Origin of the sequence: Mesorhizobium sp. M0663 (assembly GCF_040320585.1) — a bacterium.
In the GTDB taxonomy this organism is placed as follows: domain Bacteria; phylum Pseudomonadota; class Alphaproteobacteria; order Rhizobiales; family Rhizobiaceae; genus Mesorhizobium.
Map to the genome: position 1 here is coordinate 1 of NZ_JAMYPX010000049.1, position 18,967 is coordinate 18,967.

The following is an 18,967-nucleotide window of genomic DNA, read 5'->3' on the forward strand; positions in this document are numbered from 1 at the left end:
TGGATTTCCGCTGCGCAGGCGACTGCGTCGACCACGCTTTCGAAGGCGACAAGCGCGCCATCGCCCATCAACTTGACGACGCGGCCATGGTGCTGGGAGATGGTGGGATCAATCAACTCGGCGCGCATGGCCTTCAGTCGCGCGATGGTGCCGGCCTCATCAGCCTCCATCGCCTTCGAGTAGTCAACCATATCGGCCGCCAGGATCGCCAGCAGCTTCCGATTGAGAGGGGGAACCGCCATATGCGCCTCTTTATGGCACAAGCCTACACCCATGGAAGCGTCGGAGCCAGAACGCGCCGTTGGCCGCGCGGTGAATGACCGCTCGTCAGCCGTTCCTGACTTTCGACCGGGTGCGGATGAATGTCTTCAACGGGTCATCGACGTGAATTCGTCCGTGGGCGAACGACTTCCGCTCGAGGTATCGAAAACTGTATTTCCGGCTCGGATACCAAGCGTCAGATTTTCACCACTGGCGACTCGAACCTCCGAAATTTACAGCGGAACACTCCGCCGTCCGTCGCCCTCCGATGCGCACGTCGCTACTCGTCTTTGCCGGAGACGTACCGTGATCGTTGATTTTTGGCTTTTTCGATTGGCCAAAATCAGAAATCTTCCCGTATTGTCCCGCACGGTTCCGCGGCTAATTATGGTCGGTCGTCTTTGCTCTAGATCAATGAATGCCCAGTTCATGCCGGTAGGCTTTAGGGGATTAACCGAAAGGTTGCCTGGAAGAGGGAGAATGCAGAGGCGAGGACGACTATCCATTGGCTAAACGTCACTGACCGACAGGAAAACATAGAGGATGTCTGGTTCTTCTGTCGAATTGACAATGCGTTGATAGAAAGCGAAATCATACGACATCCGCGTTGCCTTGTCTTGAAGCAACCGTGGTCTAGTAGCCGAAGGAGGAACTGGGGCTTGGGAGGATAAGCATGGCCGAGGATTTGGCCGGTAATCATGCCGACCGCGTTCAGGCCGCGATCGCTTCGGACGCGGCGGCGAAGTCCGCGCTGGTCGCTTCCTGGCGACGGTCTTCCAGTCTCCACCGGCTCGATCCGGCCGATTGCAGCCCCCCACGCTATCTGACAGAGGCGGAATTGGGAGAGGCCCGGCAACGCATCGGGCCGCTCGTCCGGGTTGCTCAATCAAGCCTGGACCGGCTCTATCTTGCGGTGGGCGGCGTTGGATGCTGCGTCCTGCTCGCCGATCGCGACGGCGTGCCGGTCGAACGGCGCGGCGCGCCTGTGGACGACGAGACGTTTCGTTCCTGGGGGTTATGGACAGGGTCCGTCTGGAACGAGGAGAGCGAGGGCACCAATGGTATCGGCACCTGTCTGGTGGAACAGCGCGTCCTGACGATCCACCGTGATCAGCATTTTCACACGCGCAACACCGGGCTGAGCTGCACCACGGCTCCGATCTATGATCACCGTGGAGACCTTGTGGCTGCCCTTGACGTGTCTTCCTGCCGGGCTGATCTGACCGAGGTCTTCTCCAACCTTATTTCCATGGCCGTCGTCGACGCGGCGCGTCGGATCGAGGCGGAGAACTTCAAAATGGCATTCCCCAAGGCGCGCATTCTGCTGGCGCCGGTGCCCGACAAGGGTTCCGGCGCGTTGATCGCGGTTGATGCGGACGACCTTGTGGTCGGCGCGACCCGTTCGGCTCGCCTGGCGCTTGGAATTACGCAACAGTGTCTCGACAAGCCGATGCCTGCGGCCGATCTGCTCGGTTGGGCCGAGGGCGGCCCCGAAGTCCTCGCCGAGGCGGAGCGCGGCGTTCTGCAGCGGGCGCTGGCGCGGGCAGACGGAAATGTCTCGGCCGCGGCCCATGCGCTCGGCATCAGTCGCGCCACGCTTCACCGCAAGCTCAACCGCCTGGACGTCCACAGGTCCCACTGACTTTTGAAACGTCGCATGACTGTCGCAATTCTGCGACACACCCGCCCGCTCACTGTCCCCGGCGCATTGGCAATAGCGGTAGGAGATAGCAAGTCTCTTTCCGAAGCGTCGCATTCCGCGGCGCCAGCTTTGGGAGGAAGACACTTGAATAAGGTTGAATTCTCACGCCCGGTCAAGGCACCCTTCGACAAGCGCTACGGCAATTTCATCGGTGGCAAATGGGCCGAGCCGCGTTCGGGCCGTTATTTCGAAAACTTCTCGCCGGTGAATGGTCAGTTGCTCTGCGAGGTGGCTCGCTCGGATGCCCAGGACATCGAGGCGGCTTTAGACGCTGCCCATGCCGCCAAGGACGCCTGGGGGCGCACGAGTGTGGGCGAGCGCTCACTCATCCTCAATCGCATCGCCGATCACATGGAGGAAAACCTCGATCTCCTCGCATGTGCCGAAACCTGGGACAACGGCAAGCCGATCCGCGAAACGACCGCCGCCGACCTGCCTCTAGCAATCGACCATTTCCGCTATTTCGCCGGTGCCTTGCGTGGCCAGGAAGGCAGCCTTTCGCAGATCGACGACGATACCGTTGCCTATCATTTCCATGAGCCGCTCGGGGTGGTTGGCCAGATCATCCCGTGGAACTTCCCGCTGCTGATGGCCTGCTGGAAGCTTGCTCCCGCGCTTGCGGCCGGAAACTGCGTCGTGCTGAAGCCTGCCGAGCAGACGCCGGCTGCCATCTTGCTGTGGGCCGATCTTATCGGCGATCTGCTGCCGCCGGGTGTGCTCAACATTGTCAACGGCTTCGGCCTCGAAGCCGGTAAGCCGCTCGCGTCGTCGCCGCGCATTGCCAAAATCGCCTTTACCGGAGAAACCACGACTGGCCGGCTGATCATGCAGTATGCCAGCCATAACCTGATCCCCGTCACGCTGGAATTGGGCGGCAAATCGCCAAACATCTTCTTCAAGGACGTTGTCGCCGAAGACGACGATTTCTTCGACAAGGCGATCGAAGGCTTCGTCATGTTCGCGCTGAATCAGGGCGAAGTCTGCACCTGCCCGAGCCGCGCGCTCATTCATGAATCGATCTACGACAGGTTCATGGAACGTGCGATGAAGCGTGTCGAGGCGATCGTGCAGGGCGATCCGCTCGACCCGGCAACGATGATCGGTGCCCAAGCATCATCCGAGCAGTTGGAAAAGATCCTGGCCTACATCGACATCGGCCGCCAGGAAGGCGCCGAGTTGCTGACCGGTGGCGAGCGCAATGTCCTGCCCGGCGATCTCGCCGGCGGCTACTACGTGAAGCCGACGGTGTTCAAGGGACACAACAAAATGCGCATCTTCCAGGAAGAGATCTTCGGACCGGTGGTCTCGGTCACGACCTTCAAGGACGACGACGAAGCGCTCAGCATAGCCAACGATACGCTCTACGGCCTCGGCGCTGGTATCTGGACACGCGACAGCAACCGCGCCTACCGGTTCGGCCGCGCGATCCAGGCGGGCCGCGTCTGGACCAACTGCTACCACGCCTATCCCGCGCATGCGGCCTTCGGCGGCTACAAGCAGTCCGGCATCGGCCGCGAGACACACAAGATGATGCTCGACCACTACCAGCAGACCAAAAACATGCTGGTCAGCTACAGCCCGAAGAAGCTCGGCTTCTTCTGATCGCCGCTTTGACCCACAGGCGCGGCTCCGCGAGGGGCCGCGCCAAAGGCTGGAAATCGGAAAACACGATGCGAGCGAAGGTCACAGCGACACCGGCAGCCCTTGAACTGATCGCCGAGATCGTTGCCGAGCACGGTCCGGTGCTGTTTCATCAATCCGGCGGCTGCTGCGACGGCTCTTCGCCGATGTGCTATCCGCGTATCGGCTTCATCGTGGGCGACCAGGATGTGCTGCTCGGCCACATCGGCGACGCGCCGTTCTACATCGGTGCGTCGCAATTCGAGGCTTGGAAACATACCGATCTCATCATCGACGTGGTGCCGGGTCGCGGTGGCATGTTCTCGCTGGATAACGGGCGGGAGAAGCGGTTCCTGACCCGGTCGACAATCTGCACCGCGTAGGCGAAACCTGCGGGTTTGATTTCGAGCAAGAAGGCACCGCAGCAATCTCTACCTTCCGAAGATGATCCTCAATCTGCTCATCGGCACCGTCGTCATTAGCCTTACGGTCCTGGTTCACACCTTTGGTCTGATCGTGGTCACACATGCGATGGGGCACCTGGTCGCCCGTTTTTCGCATGCACGGGCGCCGCAGCCGCATCGTTGCGATGATCAGCGTGGTGATGGGACTCTTTGCCATCATGACCACAGAGGTGTGGCTCTGGGCAGGACTATACCGGTTGCTCGATATCTTTGCTGACTTCGAAACCGCGCTGTACTTTTCCACCATCACCTTCTCGACCGTCGGCTACGGCGACATTGTGCCCGCTCACGCATGGCGCGTCCTCGCGGCTCTAGAGGGCGTGAACGGATTTCTTCTGATTGGCTGGTCGACCGGCTATCTGATCGCGGCCGGCACCCGCATTGGCCCATTCAAGGCCGGCGAGCACTTCTGAACGGGCGATCGTTCAGACCGCTACGGAATGCCTGGCTGTACCGGTTTCGAAATATTTGTCGAACTTCGCCGCGATGCTTCTGACAAAGGGCCGGCTTTCCGCCGGCAAGACGAAGCGGTCACCATCAAGTTCAAGCAGCCGCGCAGGACCATGAAGAGCCGTGGAACTCGCCTTGAGGAGAAGTCTTTGGCCGGCTTCGCCAAAGCGCTCCACCAGCTCAATCGCCGAGAAGGCGAAGTCACACATCAATCGCTCGATGATCCAGCCGCGAACACGGTCGTCGTCGGAAAGCGCGATACCCCGAACAGCGGCCAGCCCGCCATCAGCAACCATGCGTCCATACTCAGCGGTCGAAGGCATGTTCTGTGCATAGCCCTGGCGAAACTGGCTGATGGATGACGGGCCAAGGCCGATCAAGGTCTCGCAGCGATCCTCGGTATAGCCCTGAAAGTTCCGGTGCAGTGTTCCGGCGCGGGCGGCAAGCGCGAGGGCATCGCCCGGTTTGGCGAAATGGTCGAGGCCGATTGCTTCGTATCCCTGGTCCACGATCGCCCGCGCCGCAAGTTGCGATTGAGCAAACCGCTCTGCCGGACCCGGCAGCCATGCCTCGTCGATCATCGTCTGATGCTTCTTAAACCACGGCACATGGGCGTAGCCAAAAAGCGCTATCCGATCCGGTTCCAGGGTTAGTGCCTGCGCGACGGTGGAGGAGACACTCTCCCTGGTCTGGTGTGGCAAGCCGTTGAGCAGGTCCAGATTGACCGATTCGACGCCGCGCGAACGAACGCCGTCGACTGCCGCTTTGGTCTGCAAAAACCTCTGCTCGCGGTTAATTGCCTTTTGCACCTTCGGGTCAAAATCCTGGACGCCGAGGCTCGCACGGGTCATGCCGATTTCGGCGAGTGCGTCGAGGCGGGCATCGTCCATATCATTGGGTTCGATTTCGACGCTGATCTTGGCGCCGGGAGGAAAGGTGAAGCTGTTGCGCAGGACGGTTCCCAGCGCCACCAGATCCTCCGGTTTGAGCATCGTTGGCGAACCGCCGCCGAAATGGACGGCACGCACGCGGCCCTTGCCTGCGACAAGACTGGCGACGGTGGCGATCTCGGCATGCAGTGAGCGAAGATACGTGCTCACCGGTTCGTAGTGGCGTGTCTGCTTGGTATGGCAGGCACAGAACCAGCAAAGCTTGTCGCAGTACGGGATGTGCAGATAGAGCGATATCTCGTGGCCCTCGTCGAGCGCCTGCAGCCAGCCTCGACAAACGACAGCATCGACGCTTGTATTGAAATGCGGCGCTGTCGGGTAGCTCGTATAGCGCGGCACGTTCTCACCAAGTCTGGCAACTAATTCTGGCCGCACGCCTCTATCCGCTCCACTTTGCATGGCCCGACTTTCACCACATTACTGGCCGGCAGCCTTGATTTCGGTCAAAGTCCGCTGTGGACAAACTGCCGCAAGGATTTTCCTGCCGCCGATGCTATCTTGCCGGCAGTTTGGGTCCTCGGACGATCATGATGACAGTGCGTCAGGATATTCACAGCACCGGCATTCCAGTGCTTTGCCGATCATGCGAAGCGCGCCACCATGGCGTCTGCGGCGCGCTCGATCCCGATCAACTGGTGGGCCTCGCAAAGACCTCATCGAAGCATACCGTTGAACCGGGCGCAGAACTGATTGGTGACACCGAGACCGTCGACCGTTATTCGAACGTGCTTTCCGGCGTGGTGAAGCTCACAAAGAGCCTGTCGGACGGACGCCAGCAGATTGTCGGCCTCCAGTTTGCCCCCGATTTTCTAGGCAGTCCCTTCGTGGAAAGCGCGATCAACGCCGAAGCCGCAACCGCCGTTTCGGTGTGTTCATTTCCAAAGGCCGCCATCGAGCGCATGATGAAGGAATCGCCGGAACTCGAGCATCGTCTGCTCAAGCACACGCTGAACGAACTCGACGAAGCCCGCGACTGGATGGTGACGCTGGGGCGCAAGAGTGCTGCGGAAAAGGTGGCGAGCTTTCTCCTGATGATCGCCAGGAATATCGATCCTACGCTTGACCCGGCGGCCCAGTCGACAAGCTTTGACCTGCCGCTGACGCGCGCCGACATCGCCGATTTTCTCGGCTTGACGATCGAGACGGTCAGCCGCCAGTTGACCAGACTGAGAACAGACAGCGTAATCCGGATCGACAACAACCGGCACGTGACCGTGGAGAACATGAGCCGGCTGCAGCGACGCTCCGGCGCCTAACTGGCATCGACGACCCCGATCATCGGCAAGACGTGCTCGCGTTCGAAGGCGATATGCCGGCGCAAGCTTTCGAATAAGCCGCGCAGCATGAAGCCGACAGCCTCGGCATTGTCGACTGTCTCGCCATGGCCGATCGCCAGCAGGATTTCAGTCACCTCGCCGGCAAAGCATTGGTCCTCGACGTGTTCTGCGCGCAATCGACGAGTTGAAGCAAGGTTGGCATCGCTGCCAGTCAAAGCAGCCTCGTACGCCGGAAAGATAACCGTCTCCTCGTATTGGTGAATGTTGCGCAACAGCGGAACGATCGCGTTGGCCACGCCAATACACTTCAGGCGATCTGCGGCCGGCAACGTGTCGGCGATCTTTTCCAAGGCGTCACAGAGCCGCAGCTTTTCCCCATGGGCACGTTTCATCACAGCGCTAGGAAGGAACTCTCGATCGAACCGTCCGACCGGCATCGAAATCTCGCGGCGGGCTTCAAACAGCGACGATTTCCGCTCGTTCTCCCCGTCCAATGAAAGCCTCCTGATCGTTTGCGAGTTGGAAGCTGCCCAACCCAAAAGCAAATGGCTTTGACATGGATCAAGGCAGCGACGACGTGACTGCTGAATTGGTGTCAAGCGGATTGGTATCCGCGCATCCCAATCCGAGGTCGGGGACAGGTCATGAAGTTCGGCACGCAAATCTTCGCCTTGGGCCTGTTCACATTTGCGGCCCTTGTGGCAGCCGGGTTCGGTGTGGACGAGCCATTCCGGCAGCATATGTGGGTACTGTTTTTTGTGCTGCTCGGCTTTGTCGCCATCCTCATCCGCAACACGAATTTCGAAGTGGCTGCTCCGATCGACCCGTCCGCCTACATGGATGGGCCAATCCGCTATGGCGCCATCGCCACCATGTTCTGGGGTGTCGTCGGTATGCTGGTCGGCGTCGTCATTGCGCTGCAACTTGCCTACCCCGATCTCAACATTCAGCCCTGGTTTAACTTCGGCCGTTTACGGCCATTGCATACGTCGGGCGTTGTCTTCGCCTTCGGCGGCAATGCGCTGCTCTGCACGTCCCTGTATGTCGTCCAGCGCACCTGCCGCGCTCGGCTGTTCGGCGGCGATCTCGGTTGGTTCGTGTTTTGGGGCTACCAGCTCTTCATCGTCATGGCCGCGACCGGCTACCTGCTCGGTATCACCGAGAGCCGCGAATACGCAGAGCCCGAATGGTATGTGGACATCTGGCTGACCATCGTCTGGGTCGCTTATCTCATCCTGTTCCTCGGCACGATCCTGAAGCGCAAGGAACCGCACATCTACGTCGCCAACTGGTTTTACCTGTCCTTCATCGTCACCATCGCGATGCTGCATGTGGTCAACAACCTGTCGATGCCGGCCTCATTCCTGGGTTCCAAGAGCTACTCCGCCTTTTCCGGCGTCCAGGACGCCCTGACGCAATGGTGGTACGGCCACAACGCCGTCGGCTTCTTCCTCACCGCCGGCTTCCTCGGCATGATGTATTACTTCGTGCCCAAGCAGGCAAACCGGCCGGTCTATTCCTACCGCCTGTCGATCATCCACTTCTGGGCGATCATCTTCCTCTACATCTGGGCCGGTCCGCATCACCTGCACTACACCGCCCTGCCCGATTGGGCGCAGACGCTCGGCATGGTGTTTTCGATCATGCTGTGGATGCCGTCATGGGGCGGCATGATCAACGGCCTGATGACGCTGTCGGGCGCCTGGGACAAGCTACGCACCGATCCGATTATCCGCATGATGGTGATGGCCATCGCCTTCTACGGCATGTCGACCTTTGAAGGTCCGATGATGTCGATCAAGGCGGTCAATTCGCTGTCGCACTATACCGACTGGACCATCGGGCACGTCCATTCGGGCGCACTCGGCTGGGTCGGCATGATCTCGTTCGGCGCGATCTACTACATGGTGCCGAGGCTCTGGAACCGTCAACGTCTCTATTCGCTGCGGCTCGTCACCTGGCACTTCTGGCTGGCGACGCTCGGCATCGTCGTTTACGCCGCGGTGATGTGGGTGTCCGGCATCATGCAGGGCCTGATGTGGCGCGAATACGACGAGCAGGGCTTCCTGGTCTACTCCTTTGCCGAAACCGTCGCCGCCATGCACCCCTACTATGTCATGCGCGCCATCGGCGGGGCCATGTACCTCTCCGGCGCCCTGATCATGGCCTGGAACATCGCCATGACCATCCTCGGCTACCAGCGCGAGGAAGAGCCGATGCCGGGCTCCCTGCCCGTCCTGCAGCCTGCCGAATAAGGAGCCAGACAATGGGCTTGATGGACAAACACGCGCTGATCGAGAAGAACGCCACGCTTCTGCTCATCGGCTCTCTTCTTGTGGTGACTGTCGGCGGCATCGTCGAGATCGCACCGCTCTTCTATCTCGACAACATGATCGAGAAGGTGGAAGGTATGCGCCCCTACTCGCCGCTCGAACTCGTCGGGCGCAACATCTATGTGCGTGAGGGATGCTATCTTTGCCATAGCCAGATGATCCGGCCGTTCCGTGACGAGGTCGAGCGCTATGGGCATTACAGTCTGGCGGCCGAGTCGATGTACGATCATCCCTTCCAGTGGGGATCGAAACGCACCGGACCGGACCTTGCCCGGGTTGGCGACCGCTACTCGAATGTCTGGCACGTCGACCACCTTTCGGACCCGCGTTCCGTCGTGCCGGAATCGATCATGCCGAGCTACGCGTTCCTGAAAGACGCGCCGATCGATGTGAAGGAGTTCTCGACCCATCTCGTTGCCAACGCGCGCGTTGGCGTCCCCTACTCCGACGACATGATCGCGCACGCCAATGCCGATCTGATGACGCAGGCTGATCCCAACGCCGACACATCCGGCCTCGAAGCCCGCTACCCCAAAGCCAAGATCGGCGACTTCGACGGCAACCCGCAACAGGTCACCGAAATGGACGCCCTCGTCGCCTATTTGCAGATGCTCGGCACGCTGGTCGATTTCAAGAACTACGACGAAGCCGCCGGCTACCGCTGAGGAGTTTTTTCCATGGATTACAATTTGATGCAGGAGTTTGCCGACAGCTGGGGTCTGGTCGCCATGGCGCTCTTCTTTGTCGGGGCAGTCGCCTTCGCCCTGCGCCCTGGCAGCCGCAAGCTGGCCGACGAAGCTGCCCGGATTCCCCTTGAGGACGAGTGATCATGAGCGACGAGCACATCGATGAAATCTCTGGTGTTTCGACCACCGGCCACGAATGGGATGGCATTCGGGAGCTGAACAACCCGCTTCCGCGCTGGTGGGTCTGGACGTTCTACATCACCATAGTCTGGGCGATCGGCTACACCATCGCCTACCCGGCATGGCCTCTGCTGCACTCGGCAACCAAGGGCGTGCTCGGCTATTCCAGCCGCAACGATGTCGGCAACGAGCTTGCAGCAGCCGAAGTTGCGAAGGGCAAATATGTCGCGGCGGTCGAGTCCAAGAGCGTCTCGGAGATTGCCGCGGACGATGGTTTGCGCGAATTCGCGATCGCCGCTGGTGGCGCCGCGTTCAAGGTCAATTGCGTGCAATGTCATGGCTCCGGCGCCCAGGGCTCCAAGGGCTTCCCCAACCTCAATGACGATGACTGGCTGTGGGGCGGCAAGGCGGATCAGATCCAGCAGACGGTCACGCATGGTATCCGCTTCGCATCCGATCCGGATACGCGACTTTCGGAAATGCCAGCCTTTGGCGACATTATCACTGCCGACCAGATCAAACAGGTCAGCGCCTATATTGCCGGCCTGTCCCAAGCCGTCAGCGACGAATCTTTGGTGGCGCCCGGTGCCAAGGTTTTTGCGGAAAACTGCGTTGCTTGTCACGGCGACAACGCAAAGGGCAACAAGGAGCTCGGCGCTCCTGATCTGACCGATGCCATCTGGCTCTACGGATCGGGCGAAACGGCCATTGCCGCCCAGGTCACAGCGCCGAAACAAGGCGTGATGCCGGCCTGGGGGGCGCGCCTGGGCGAAACCAGGGTCAAGGAATTGGCGGTCTACGTGCATTCGCTAGGCGGTGGAGAATAGGAACGGGGGCCTATTCTCCGGCCCTCACCGCCGAAGCGACGAGGTACGGCTCTGCCGGGTCTCGATTTGTTTTCCGTGGGCCAGGCGATTGACCTGCATCAACGCGGCGCAATCCAGTCGGCAGCAAAATCCGCCCGACCTGCCTGCATCCAGTCAGGACATTTGCCCGGCGAAATGAAAGCTGCGCGACGGGAGAAACCAGTGCTGGACAATACGCAGGTAGAACGGCTCGAAGCCGAGGCGGTCAACTCCGCCAAAGTGCGACAGCCGATGTATGCCGCGCGCAAGAAGATCTTCCCGAAGCGGGCCTCGGGCAGCTTTCGCCGGTTCAAATGGCTGGTGATGGCGATCACGCTCGGCATCTACTATCTGACGCCGTGGCTGCGGTGGGATCGTGGCCCGTTTGCCCCTGACCAGGCAGTGCTGCTCGATGTCGCCAACCGGCGTTTCTACTTCTTCTTCATCGAGATCTGGCCGCAGGAATTCTACTATGTGGCCGGCCTTCTGGTCATGGCCGGCGTCGGTCTTTTCCTGGTTACGTCGACTATCGGTCGTGCCTGGTGCGGCTATACGTGTCCGCAGACCGTGTGGGTCGATCTGTTCCTGGTCGTCGAGCGAGCTATCGAGGGCGACCGCAACGCCCGCATGAAGCTCGAGGCCGGGCCTTGGACCGCCCGCAAGCTCGCGCTGAGAATATCGAAACACGCCATCTGGCTGATCATAGGTGCAGCGACCGGCGGGGCCTGGATCTTCTATTTCGCCGATGCGCCGATCTTGCTGGTCGAACTCTTCACCGGCACGGCAGCGCCTGTCGCCTACATCACCGTCGCTGTGCTCACAGCGACGACCTATACGTTCGGCGGGCTGATGCGCGAGCAGGTCTGCACCTATATGTGCCCATGGCCGCGCATCCAGGCGGCCATGCTCGACGAAAGTTCGCTCACCGTCACGTACAATGACTGGCGCGGCGAACCGCGCACGCGTCACACCAAGAAGGTCCAGGCCGCCGGAGAGTCAGTCGGCGATTGCGTCGACTGTAACGCCTGCGTGGCTGTCTGCCCGATGGGGATCGACATTCGCGATGGCCAACAGCTCGAATGCATCACCTGCGCGCTCTGCATCGACGCCTGCGACGGCGTCATGGACAAGCTCGGCAAGGAGCGCGGCTTGATCTCCTACGCGACACTCTCCGACTACAATGCCAACATGATGCTGGCGACCGCGGGCGGCGCCTGTTCGGTCGATCCGTCATTGGTCAGGACGGATGACGGCCTGTTTTCGGACAGGGTGGCGCATTTCCATGTCCGCAAGATCTTTCGGCCACGCACCTATGTCTACATGGCCATGTGGTCGCTGATCGGCCTGGGTCTGCTCTTTTCGCTGCTGACGCGCGACCGGCTCGAAATCAATGTTTTGCACGACCGCAATCCACAATTCGTGACGCTGTCCGACGGCTCGATCCGCAATGGCTATACCGTCAAGCTGCTGAACATGATCCCCGAACCAAGAACGATCGTCGTCAGCATTGGGGGTTTGCCAGGCGCAGAGATGAGCATCCTTGGTGTCGACCTCCCCGCCGATCGCTCTTTTGCGATCCAGGTCGAACCCGACCGGCTGAAGATGTTGAAGGTTTTCGTGCGCCTGCCTGCTGATCAGATCCATCGCGAAGCGCAGACCTTCACACTCCGGGTCGAGGACAAAGCGAGTTTCGAGTCGAACGAATACACCGCCACATTCCACGCGCCGGAGATCGCCAGATGAACGCCACCACGCGAAAGCCCCGCGAATTCACCGGCAGGCACATGTTGGCCATCATCCTCGCCTTTTTCGGCGTGGTCATTGCGGTCAATCTGACGATGGCGACGCTTGCCAACACAAGCTGGACCGGCCTTGTCGTCGAAAACACCTATGTGGCGAGCCAGCAATTCAACAAGAAGGCTGAGGAAGGGCGCGCGCAGGCAGCCCTCGGCTGGACCGGCAAGCTGACCATCTCATGGGGCGAAGTCCGCTATAGCCTCACCGACGCCGCCGGCAAGTCGGTTCCCTTGCATGGCGTCAAAGTGCTGTTTCGCCATCCCGCTTACGAGAAAGAAGATGAGTCCATCACGCTCGCCGCCGCCTCGGGCCAGGAGTTTGCAGTGCAGCACATGCCAAGGGACGGTGTGTGGATCGTCGAAATCGACGCCGATGCCGGTCTGGCAAGGCCTTTCCGCGACGTGCGCAGGATCATGATCTCCGATGGAGCGCTGAAATGAGCTGCTGTGCACCAGGTGCTGAAATGGCGCTGGATCTGGGCAACGCTACATCCGTCCTGCCGTCAAGCGAAGAGGTCAAGCTGGCGAGCCGGTCGCTTGGCGATGGCCTTAGCCAGACCGATCTTTCAGTTCCGACGGTTCATTGCGCAGCCTGCATCCAGACAATCGAGACAGCGTTGGCAAAACTCGATCACGTCGAGGCCGCTCGCGTCAACCTGTCAACGAAGCGGGTCTCGGTCCGGTGGCGCGGGGACGAGGCCCCACCATTCGTCGCCATGCTGGGGCGGCTAGGTTACCAGGCGCATTTGTTCGGACCCGAGATTAGTGAAAAGGACAAAACGCTCTCGGAGCTTATCCGCGCCGTCGCTGTTGCCGGATTTGCGGCGGGCAACATCATGCTGCTGTCGGTTTCGGTCTGGTCCGGTGCCGAGGGCGCGACCCGCGATTTGTTCCACTGGGTCTCGGCACTGATCGCCATCCCCGCACTCGCCTTCGCCGGCGGCATCTTCTTCAAGTCGGCCTGGAATGCCTTGCGTCACGGCCGCATGAACATGGACGTGCCGATCGCGGTCGGCGTGTCGCTGGCCTATGCGATGAGCCTCTATGAGACGATCACCCATGGCGACCACGCCTATTTCGACGCGTCGGTGTCTCTGCTGTTCTTCCTGTTGATCGGCCGCACGCTGGATCACGTGATGCGCGAACGCGCCCGCACCGCCGTGAAAGGCCTGTCACAACTGGCCGCGCGTGGCGCCATGGTGCTGCGCGACGATGGCGCACGCGACTATCTGCCGGTTGGCGAGATCGAACCGGGCATGCTGTTGCTGATAGCGGCCGGCGAAAGAATCCCCGTCGACGGCAAGATCACGCGTGGGACATCGGACGTCGACTGCTCGCTGGTTTCGGGCGAGAGCACGCCCAGAAGCGTGGCGCCAAACGATGCCGTCCAGGCCGGCGTGCTCAACCTTACCGGCCCGCTAACCATCGAGGCGACAACCGCCGCGAAGGATTCGTTCCTGGCGGAAATGGTTCGGCTGATGGAAGCCGCCGAGGGCGGTCGCGCACATTACCGCCGCATCGCCGATCGCGTTTCAGCACTCTATGCTCCAGTTGTTCATCTCACCGCCTTCGTGACATTCCTTGGCTGGATGGCGGCAACCGGCGACTGGCATCGGGCGATAACCATCGCCATCGCCGTTTTGATCATCACATGTCCGTGCGCGCTCGGGCTCGCCGTGCCGATCGTCCAGGTGGTCGCCGCGCGGCGGCTGTTCGAGAACGGCATCATGGTCAAGGATGGTTCGGCCATGGAGCGCCTGGCAACGATTGATGCAGCGGTGTTCGACAAGACCGGCACGCTCACGCTCGGCCAGCCCCGTCTCGTCAATGCGGCCTCGATCGATCCGGCCATGCTGACGATTGCAGCCGACATGGCCGCGCATTCGCGTCATCCGTTTTCAAAAGCCATAGCCGGTCTTGCCGCTGGCGGCGGGCAGCACAAATTCGATGCCGTCACCGAGCATCCGGGGTTCGGTATCGAAGCAACTGACGTCGGAAGTATCTGGCGGCTGGGCAGACGCGGATGGGCTGGATGGAAGGCCCGCACCGGCGGCGAAGGCAAACATGGCTATGGCGGGACGGTCCTGACGAAAGACGGGATCGTTGTCGCGACCTTCAATTTCGAGGATGCGTTGCGTGCCGACGCCAGGGCGGCGATCGAGCGATTGAACGATGCCGGGATGTCGGTTCAGATGCTGTCGGGCGATAGCGCGGGCGCCTGCCGCGAAATCTCGAAAATGCTGGGTATCGACGACTTCGCTCCGTGTCTGCTGCCGTCCGGCAAGGTCGAATCCATCGAAACCTTGGCGAAAGAGGGACGCCGGGTTCTGATGGTTGGCGACGGCTTGAACGACACGCCTGCACTGAGCGCGGCGCATGTTTCGTTCGCGCCGGCCACGGCCGCCGACATTGGCCGCAATGCGGCGGATTTCGTATTCCTGCGCGAAAGCCTTCTGGCAATCCCCCTCGCGCTGGACGTCTCGCGCAAGGCGGGAAGCCTGATTCGCCAGAACATCACGATCGCCATCGTCTACAATGCTGTCGCCGTGCCGATCGCGATCCTGGGGCACGTCACCCCTCTTATCGCCGCGATCGCCATGTCCGCGTCTTCCCTGCTTGTGATCGGAAACGCGCTGCGCCTGCAAGGTTCGATGTCCCGCACGCAGGCGAGAGATGTTCGGCGTGACAGGCTGTCCGACAGCAGCAAACTGGCCCAATCCTCATGACCACCCTTGCCTACCTCATCCCTGTCGCCCTGTTCCTTGGTGCGCTTGGCCTGGGGGGCTTCCTGTGGGCGTTGAGGAGTGGCCAGTACGAGGATCTTGACGGAGCTGCCGAGCGGATCCTTATCGATCGGGAAGACAGACTGGAGCGCTGATCCAGGGCCGAGGGCTGACAAACAGCGCCGGTGCAGCCAACCGCCCCCACACCCTTCCCCACTGCGACTATGCCGCGCACGATTGCTGTTTCCGGGGTTGTTGCTGCCTAACACTGAACTCCAGCAATTTGCGCCAGCGCAAAGAAACGCTGCGTCAGGCCAGATACCTTCTGCTCATTCGCAAAGGTAGAGATAGGAGATTGATATGATCACGCGACGCGAAGCCCTGTTTGGAGCAGCGATTGGCGCTGCCGCCGTGGCGGCACTGCCGGCATTTTCGGCAACGGTGACAAAGGCAGACATTCGAGGGCTTCCCCGCGAAAAGATCAAGCTCGTGGCACCCCCTTTTGTGCATCTGCACGACCAGGTCGCCAAAGGCGGACCGGAGATCGTCGAATTCACCATGACGATCGAGGAGAAACCGATGGTCATCGATGCCGACGGGACCCAGCTCAATGCAATGACTTACAACGGCTCGATCCCGGGCCCCCTGATGGTCGTGCATCAGGACGACTATGTCGAACTGACGCTCATCAATCACGATACCAACTCACTCGCCCACAACATCGACTTCCACGCCGCGACCGGCGCTCTGGGCGGCGGCGGTCTGACTCTGATCAATCCCGGCGAGCAGGTGACCCTGCGCTTCAAGGCGACGCGACCGGGAACGTTCGTCTATCACTGCGCGCCTGGCGGCGCGATGATCCCATGGCATGTCGTCTCCGGCATGAGCGGCGCCATCATGATCCTGCCGCGCGATGGGCTCAGGAACGACAAGGGCGAACCGGTAAAGTACGACAAGATATTCTACATCGGCGAGAACGACTTCTATATTCCGCGCGACGAGAAGGGCAACTTCAAGAGCTACGAATCGGCTGGCGACGGCTACGACGACATCGTCAAGGTCATGCGCGGGCTGATCCCGACGCATGTGGTGTTCAACGGCAAGGTCGGTTCCCTGACCGGCGACAACGCCATGAAGGCGAAGGTCGGCGAGACGGTACTGATCGTCCATTCGCAGGCCAACCGCGATACGAGGCCGCATCTGATCGGTGGCCATGGCGACTATGTCTGGGAAGAGGGCAAATTCGCCAACCCGCCGGCCAAGGATCTGGAAACCTGGTTCATCCGCGGCGGCTCAGCGGGCTCGGCGCTCTATACGTTCCTGCAGCCCGGCGTCTACGCCTACGTCAATCACAATCTGATCGAGGCCGTGGAACTCGGAGCGACCGCTCACTTCATGGTCGAGGGCGAATGGAATGACGACCTGATGACGCAGGTCGAGGCGCCCAAACCCGTCGCCACCAACTGACGGCACTCCAATTTACCCGGACAGCGACGCTGTCCGGGTATGGTCAAAAGCGATGTCTCCATTGATCCTCAAGGTCCTTCCGGTCGCCCTGGCCGCCGCTGCCGTTCCGGCAGGGCTCTCGATACAGACGGTCTTCGGGGATCGACTACCTCACCCCCTCGCTATGACGGTTACCTTGCTTTCCGGTTCGATCACCTATCCGACGCCTGGCGAGTTCCTGAGGGAGGGACGCCCGCAAGGCAATCCCCGCTTCAAGCGGCAACTCAGCAGACCTCTCGAAATCATGGCCTATCAGGTCAGCGCGGCCGACTATGCGGACTGCGTGTCGGCAGGAAGCTGTCAGCCGGCACAGGAGACGCGCGCGATCCCGAATGATGCTCCCGTAACCGGAGTGAGCTATCTCGATGCCAATGCCTATGCCCGGTGGTATTCAGAAGTGACCGGCGACCAATGGCGGCTGCCATCCGACGAAGAGTGGGCGTTTGCCGCGGCGGAGCGGTTCGCAGGCGAATTCGAGGGTGTCGAAAACGACGCCAACAACCCCGCCAGACGTTGGCTCACCAGCTACAAGGCCGAGGTGGACCTCAATCGCGAACCGGACCCGTTGCCCAAGAGCCGTGGCTCTTTTGGTCTCAATTCCCTGGGCCTCGCCGACTTTTCCGGCAACGTCTGGGAGTGGACGTCGACCTGTTATGTCCGCACCACATTGGCTGCGGATGGAAGCGGTGTTGTGAGTTCGGTCGACAATTGCGGCGTCCACGTCCTTGAAGGGCTTCACAGAGCCTATATGTCGAACTTCGTCAGTGACGGGAAAAGCGGAGGCTGTGCTGTTGGCACGCCTCCCGATAATCTGGGATTCAGGCTGGTGCGGGACCACCCGGGATGGGCAAGCAGAATCTTTAGCCGACTTGGCATCGTCTGAAAAACAGGAATAGCGGGGTCACGTCTTCTCGACGTCGCGAGCCAGCCCGTCGCCCTTCGTCACCGCGCGGTTGGCCTCATCAACGCAGTTCCATAGATCAGAATGAAGCCGGCAAATGCCGCCAACCAGGCGGTGCCGGCCATGTCGATCACCACGTCATAGGGGACGAAGACGGCCAGGATCCTCAATGATCCTGCGAGCAGGACGGCTCCAAAAATGAACGAGGCGCCTTTTCCAGCCTTAAGGTCTCGCCGGGTGTGACCGAGCGTTGCGCGGGTCATCACGGCAAGTGTCATCGCGCCGACCGCGCCAGTTCCGAGTGCGTGGAGCCCTGCAGCAGCCGGCACGATGGCAGGATAGAAGATCGACGCCGAAACGAAGGCAAGACCGACAGGCACGAAGGTATATGCAAGATGGAGCATGAGTACCAGCGCATCCCGCAAGGTGCGCTCGCCAGCCCAGCGGGACAGACGCCACGCCTGGCAGATCGCGGCGACGGCCATAAGCATGCCTGAGATGCTGTCGCTAGGAGCGAACGTCCATGCTCCCAGGGCGATGGCTGAGCTGGCTATCGATACGATGTCAAAACGATCGAACGGCGCAGGCAGCCTGCCAGGATTTTCGCGGACGAGCCAGTTGCGCGTGAAGCTCGGAATGATGCGCCCACCGATCAGCGAGATGAGCACGATCGCCGCAGCCATGCCGAGCCTGCGGCTAATGTCGGATATGCCTTGAAGGTGTGCCTCGATATGGAACGCGCCGTTGGCGCACGCTAGGACGGCAAGTGGCAGCAGTACTTTCAGGTTGCGCCAGTTCCGTCCTGCGACGATCTCGCGGGCCGCCGCGGCCGCGACAGCAAGCAGAAAAGAACCATCGATCACGGCTGCTGCTTCCCAGCCGATATCCGCCGAGAAGAAAACGGCGACGCGTCCGGCAAGCCACAGGACAACCAGAGCCAGCAGCGGCAGGCCTTGCACGGGCAGCCGGCCGGTCCAATTGGGAATGGCGGTCAGCAGGAACCCGGTAACGATCGCCGGCAGATAGCCGAACAGCATTTCATGGACGTGCCAGTCGACCGGGACAAACACACTGTGGGCATCGAGTTCGCCTGCATACATCGGCAGCCAGAGCAGAATGGAGAGCCCGGCATACAGCGACCCGAGGAGGAAGAAGGGCCTGAATCCATAGGAAAGAATCGCAGGCCCGGTGTAGGCCCGCAGACGTGAAACTGCCATCACTTGCATCCTCAAATGAAAAGGGCCGGATAACCCGCCGCGCTCGGTCCGTCCGG

At 60.9% G+C, this 18,967-nt stretch carries 18 protein-coding genes and 1 pseudogene; 15 read left to right on the plus strand and 4 right to left on the minus strand.

The features are described 5' to 3' along the window. Window positions 1-242 (minus strand): annotated as a pseudogene (locus NKI54_RS33900) (adenylate/guanylate cyclase domain-containing protein); the annotation flags it as partial. 692 nt (window positions 243-934) lie between these two features. Between NKI54_RS33900 and NKI54_RS33905 the strand changes: the two are divergent. From NKI54_RS33905 to NKI54_RS33920, 4 genes are all read left to right on the plus strand, one after another. Continuing rightward, window positions 935-1,903, plus strand: a complete 969-nt coding sequence (locus tag NKI54_RS33905) for a helix-turn-helix domain-containing protein (protein ID WP_352694129.1) — start codon at window positions 935-937, stop codon at window positions 1,901-1,903. 144 nt (window positions 1,904-2,047) lie between these two features. Next, window positions 2,048-3,565 (plus strand): aldehyde dehydrogenase, encoded by a 1,518-nt coding sequence (gene adh, locus NKI54_RS33910; RefSeq protein WP_352694131.1) that lies wholly within the window; start codon window positions 2,048-2,050, stop codon window positions 3,563-3,565. A gap of 68 nt (window positions 3,566-3,633) precedes the next feature. Then, window positions 3,634-3,966: a DUF779 domain-containing protein gene (locus NKI54_RS33915; protein WP_352455633.1), complete on the plus strand. Its 333-nt coding sequence runs from the start codon at window positions 3,634-3,636 to the stop codon at window positions 3,964-3,966. 143 nt (window positions 3,967-4,109) lie between these two features. Further along, window positions 4,110-4,460: a potassium channel family protein gene (locus tag NKI54_RS33920; protein WP_352694133.1), complete on the plus strand. Its 351-nt coding sequence runs from the start codon at window positions 4,110-4,112 to the stop codon at window positions 4,458-4,460. A gap of 12 nt (window positions 4,461-4,472) precedes the next feature. Here NKI54_RS33920 and hemN read toward each other — a convergent pair whose 3' ends face one another. Beyond that, complete coding sequence (gene hemN / locus NKI54_RS33925; protein WP_352694135.1) at window positions 4,473-5,822, minus strand: oxygen-independent coproporphyrinogen III oxidase; 1,350 nt, start codon at window positions 5,820-5,822, stop codon at window positions 4,473-4,475. A gap of 155 nt (window positions 5,823-5,977) precedes the next feature. Between hemN and NKI54_RS33930 the strand changes: the two genes are divergently transcribed. Further along, window positions 5,978-6,703, plus strand: a complete 726-nt coding sequence (locus NKI54_RS33930; RefSeq protein ID WP_352694136.1) for a Crp/Fnr family transcriptional regulator — start codon at window positions 5,978-5,980, stop codon at window positions 6,701-6,703. On the opposite strand, the gene NKI54_RS36635 is transcribed toward NKI54_RS33930, so the two are convergent. Continuing rightward, window positions 6,700-7,386 carry a hemerythrin domain-containing protein gene (locus NKI54_RS36635; RefSeq protein ID WP_502898300.1) on the minus strand — a complete coding sequence of 229 codons (687 nt, stop codon included), beginning with the start codon at window positions 7,384-7,386 and terminating at the stop codon, window positions 6,700-6,702. The two genes, NKI54_RS33930 and NKI54_RS36635, sit on opposite strands and share 4 nt — an antisense overlap. On the opposite strand from NKI54_RS36635, the gene ccoN reads away from it, so the two are divergent. From ccoN to NKI54_RS33985, 10 genes are all read left to right on the plus strand, one after another. Further along, window positions 7,369-8,979: a cytochrome-c oxidase, cbb3-type subunit I gene (gene ccoN, locus NKI54_RS33940; RefSeq protein WP_352694138.1), complete on the plus strand. Its 1,611-nt coding sequence runs from the start codon at window positions 7,369-7,371 to the stop codon at window positions 8,977-8,979. The genes NKI54_RS36635 and ccoN overlap by 18 nt on opposite strands. 11 nt (window positions 8,980-8,990) lie before the next feature. After that, window positions 8,991-9,722: a cytochrome-c oxidase, cbb3-type subunit II gene (gene ccoO / locus NKI54_RS33945; RefSeq protein ID WP_352694140.1), complete on the plus strand. Its 732-nt coding sequence runs from the start codon at window positions 8,991-8,993 to the stop codon at window positions 9,720-9,722. Between the two features lie 12 nt (window positions 9,723-9,734). Next, on the plus strand, window positions 9,735-9,884 hold the full coding sequence (locus NKI54_RS33950; RefSeq protein ID WP_352694142.1) for a cbb3-type cytochrome c oxidase subunit 3: 150 nt from the start codon (window positions 9,735-9,737) through the stop codon (window positions 9,882-9,884). 2 nt (window positions 9,885-9,886) lie between these two features. Continuing rightward, window positions 9,887-10,750, plus strand: coding sequence for a cytochrome-c oxidase, cbb3-type subunit III (ccoP, locus tag NKI54_RS33955; RefSeq protein ID WP_352694144.1), 864 nt, complete (start codon window positions 9,887-9,889; stop codon window positions 10,748-10,750). A 201-nt stretch (window positions 10,751-10,951) separates the two neighbouring features. Continuing rightward, window positions 10,952-12,511, plus strand: a complete 1,560-nt coding sequence (ccoG, locus tag NKI54_RS33960; protein WP_352694146.1) for a cytochrome c oxidase accessory protein CcoG — start codon at window positions 10,952-10,954, stop codon at window positions 12,509-12,511. Continuing rightward, window positions 12,508-13,005: a FixH family protein gene (locus tag NKI54_RS33965; protein WP_352694148.1), complete on the plus strand. Its 498-nt coding sequence runs from the start codon at window positions 12,508-12,510 to the stop codon at window positions 13,003-13,005. The genes ccoG and NKI54_RS33965 overlap by 4 nt, the downstream gene beginning before the upstream one ends. Further along, the gene (locus tag NKI54_RS33970; RefSeq protein WP_352694150.1) at window positions 13,002-15,290 is read left to right on the plus strand and encodes a heavy metal translocating P-type ATPase; all 2,289 of its coding nucleotides are present in this window, start codon (window positions 13,002-13,004) and stop codon (window positions 15,288-15,290) included. The genes NKI54_RS33965 and NKI54_RS33970 overlap by 4 nt, the downstream gene beginning before the upstream one ends. After that, window positions 15,287-15,442 (plus strand): cbb3-type cytochrome oxidase assembly protein CcoS, encoded by a 156-nt coding sequence (gene ccoS, locus NKI54_RS33975; RefSeq protein WP_352455561.1) that lies wholly within the window; start codon window positions 15,287-15,289, stop codon window positions 15,440-15,442. The genes NKI54_RS33970 and ccoS overlap by 4 nt, the downstream gene beginning before the upstream one ends. Window positions 15,443-15,647: 205 nt before the next feature. Next, complete coding sequence (gene nirK / locus NKI54_RS33980; RefSeq protein ID WP_352694152.1) at window positions 15,648-16,754, plus strand: copper-containing nitrite reductase; 1,107 nt, start codon at window positions 15,648-15,650, stop codon at window positions 16,752-16,754. Window positions 16,755-16,806: 52 nt separating this feature from the next. After that, a complete protein-coding gene (locus NKI54_RS33985) occupies window positions 16,807-17,676 on the plus strand; it encodes an SUMF1/EgtB/PvdO family nonheme iron enzyme (RefSeq protein ID WP_352694154.1) in 870 nt (289 codons plus the stop codon). Between the two features lie 59 nt (window positions 17,677-17,735). Here the strand turns inward: NKI54_RS33985 and NKI54_RS33990 are convergent, their stop codons facing one another. Beyond that, window positions 17,736-18,911: an NnrS family protein gene (locus NKI54_RS33990; protein ID WP_352694156.1), complete on the minus strand. Its 1,176-nt coding sequence runs from the start codon at window positions 18,909-18,911 to the stop codon at window positions 17,736-17,738. Window positions 18,912-18,967 lie beyond the last annotated feature (56 nt).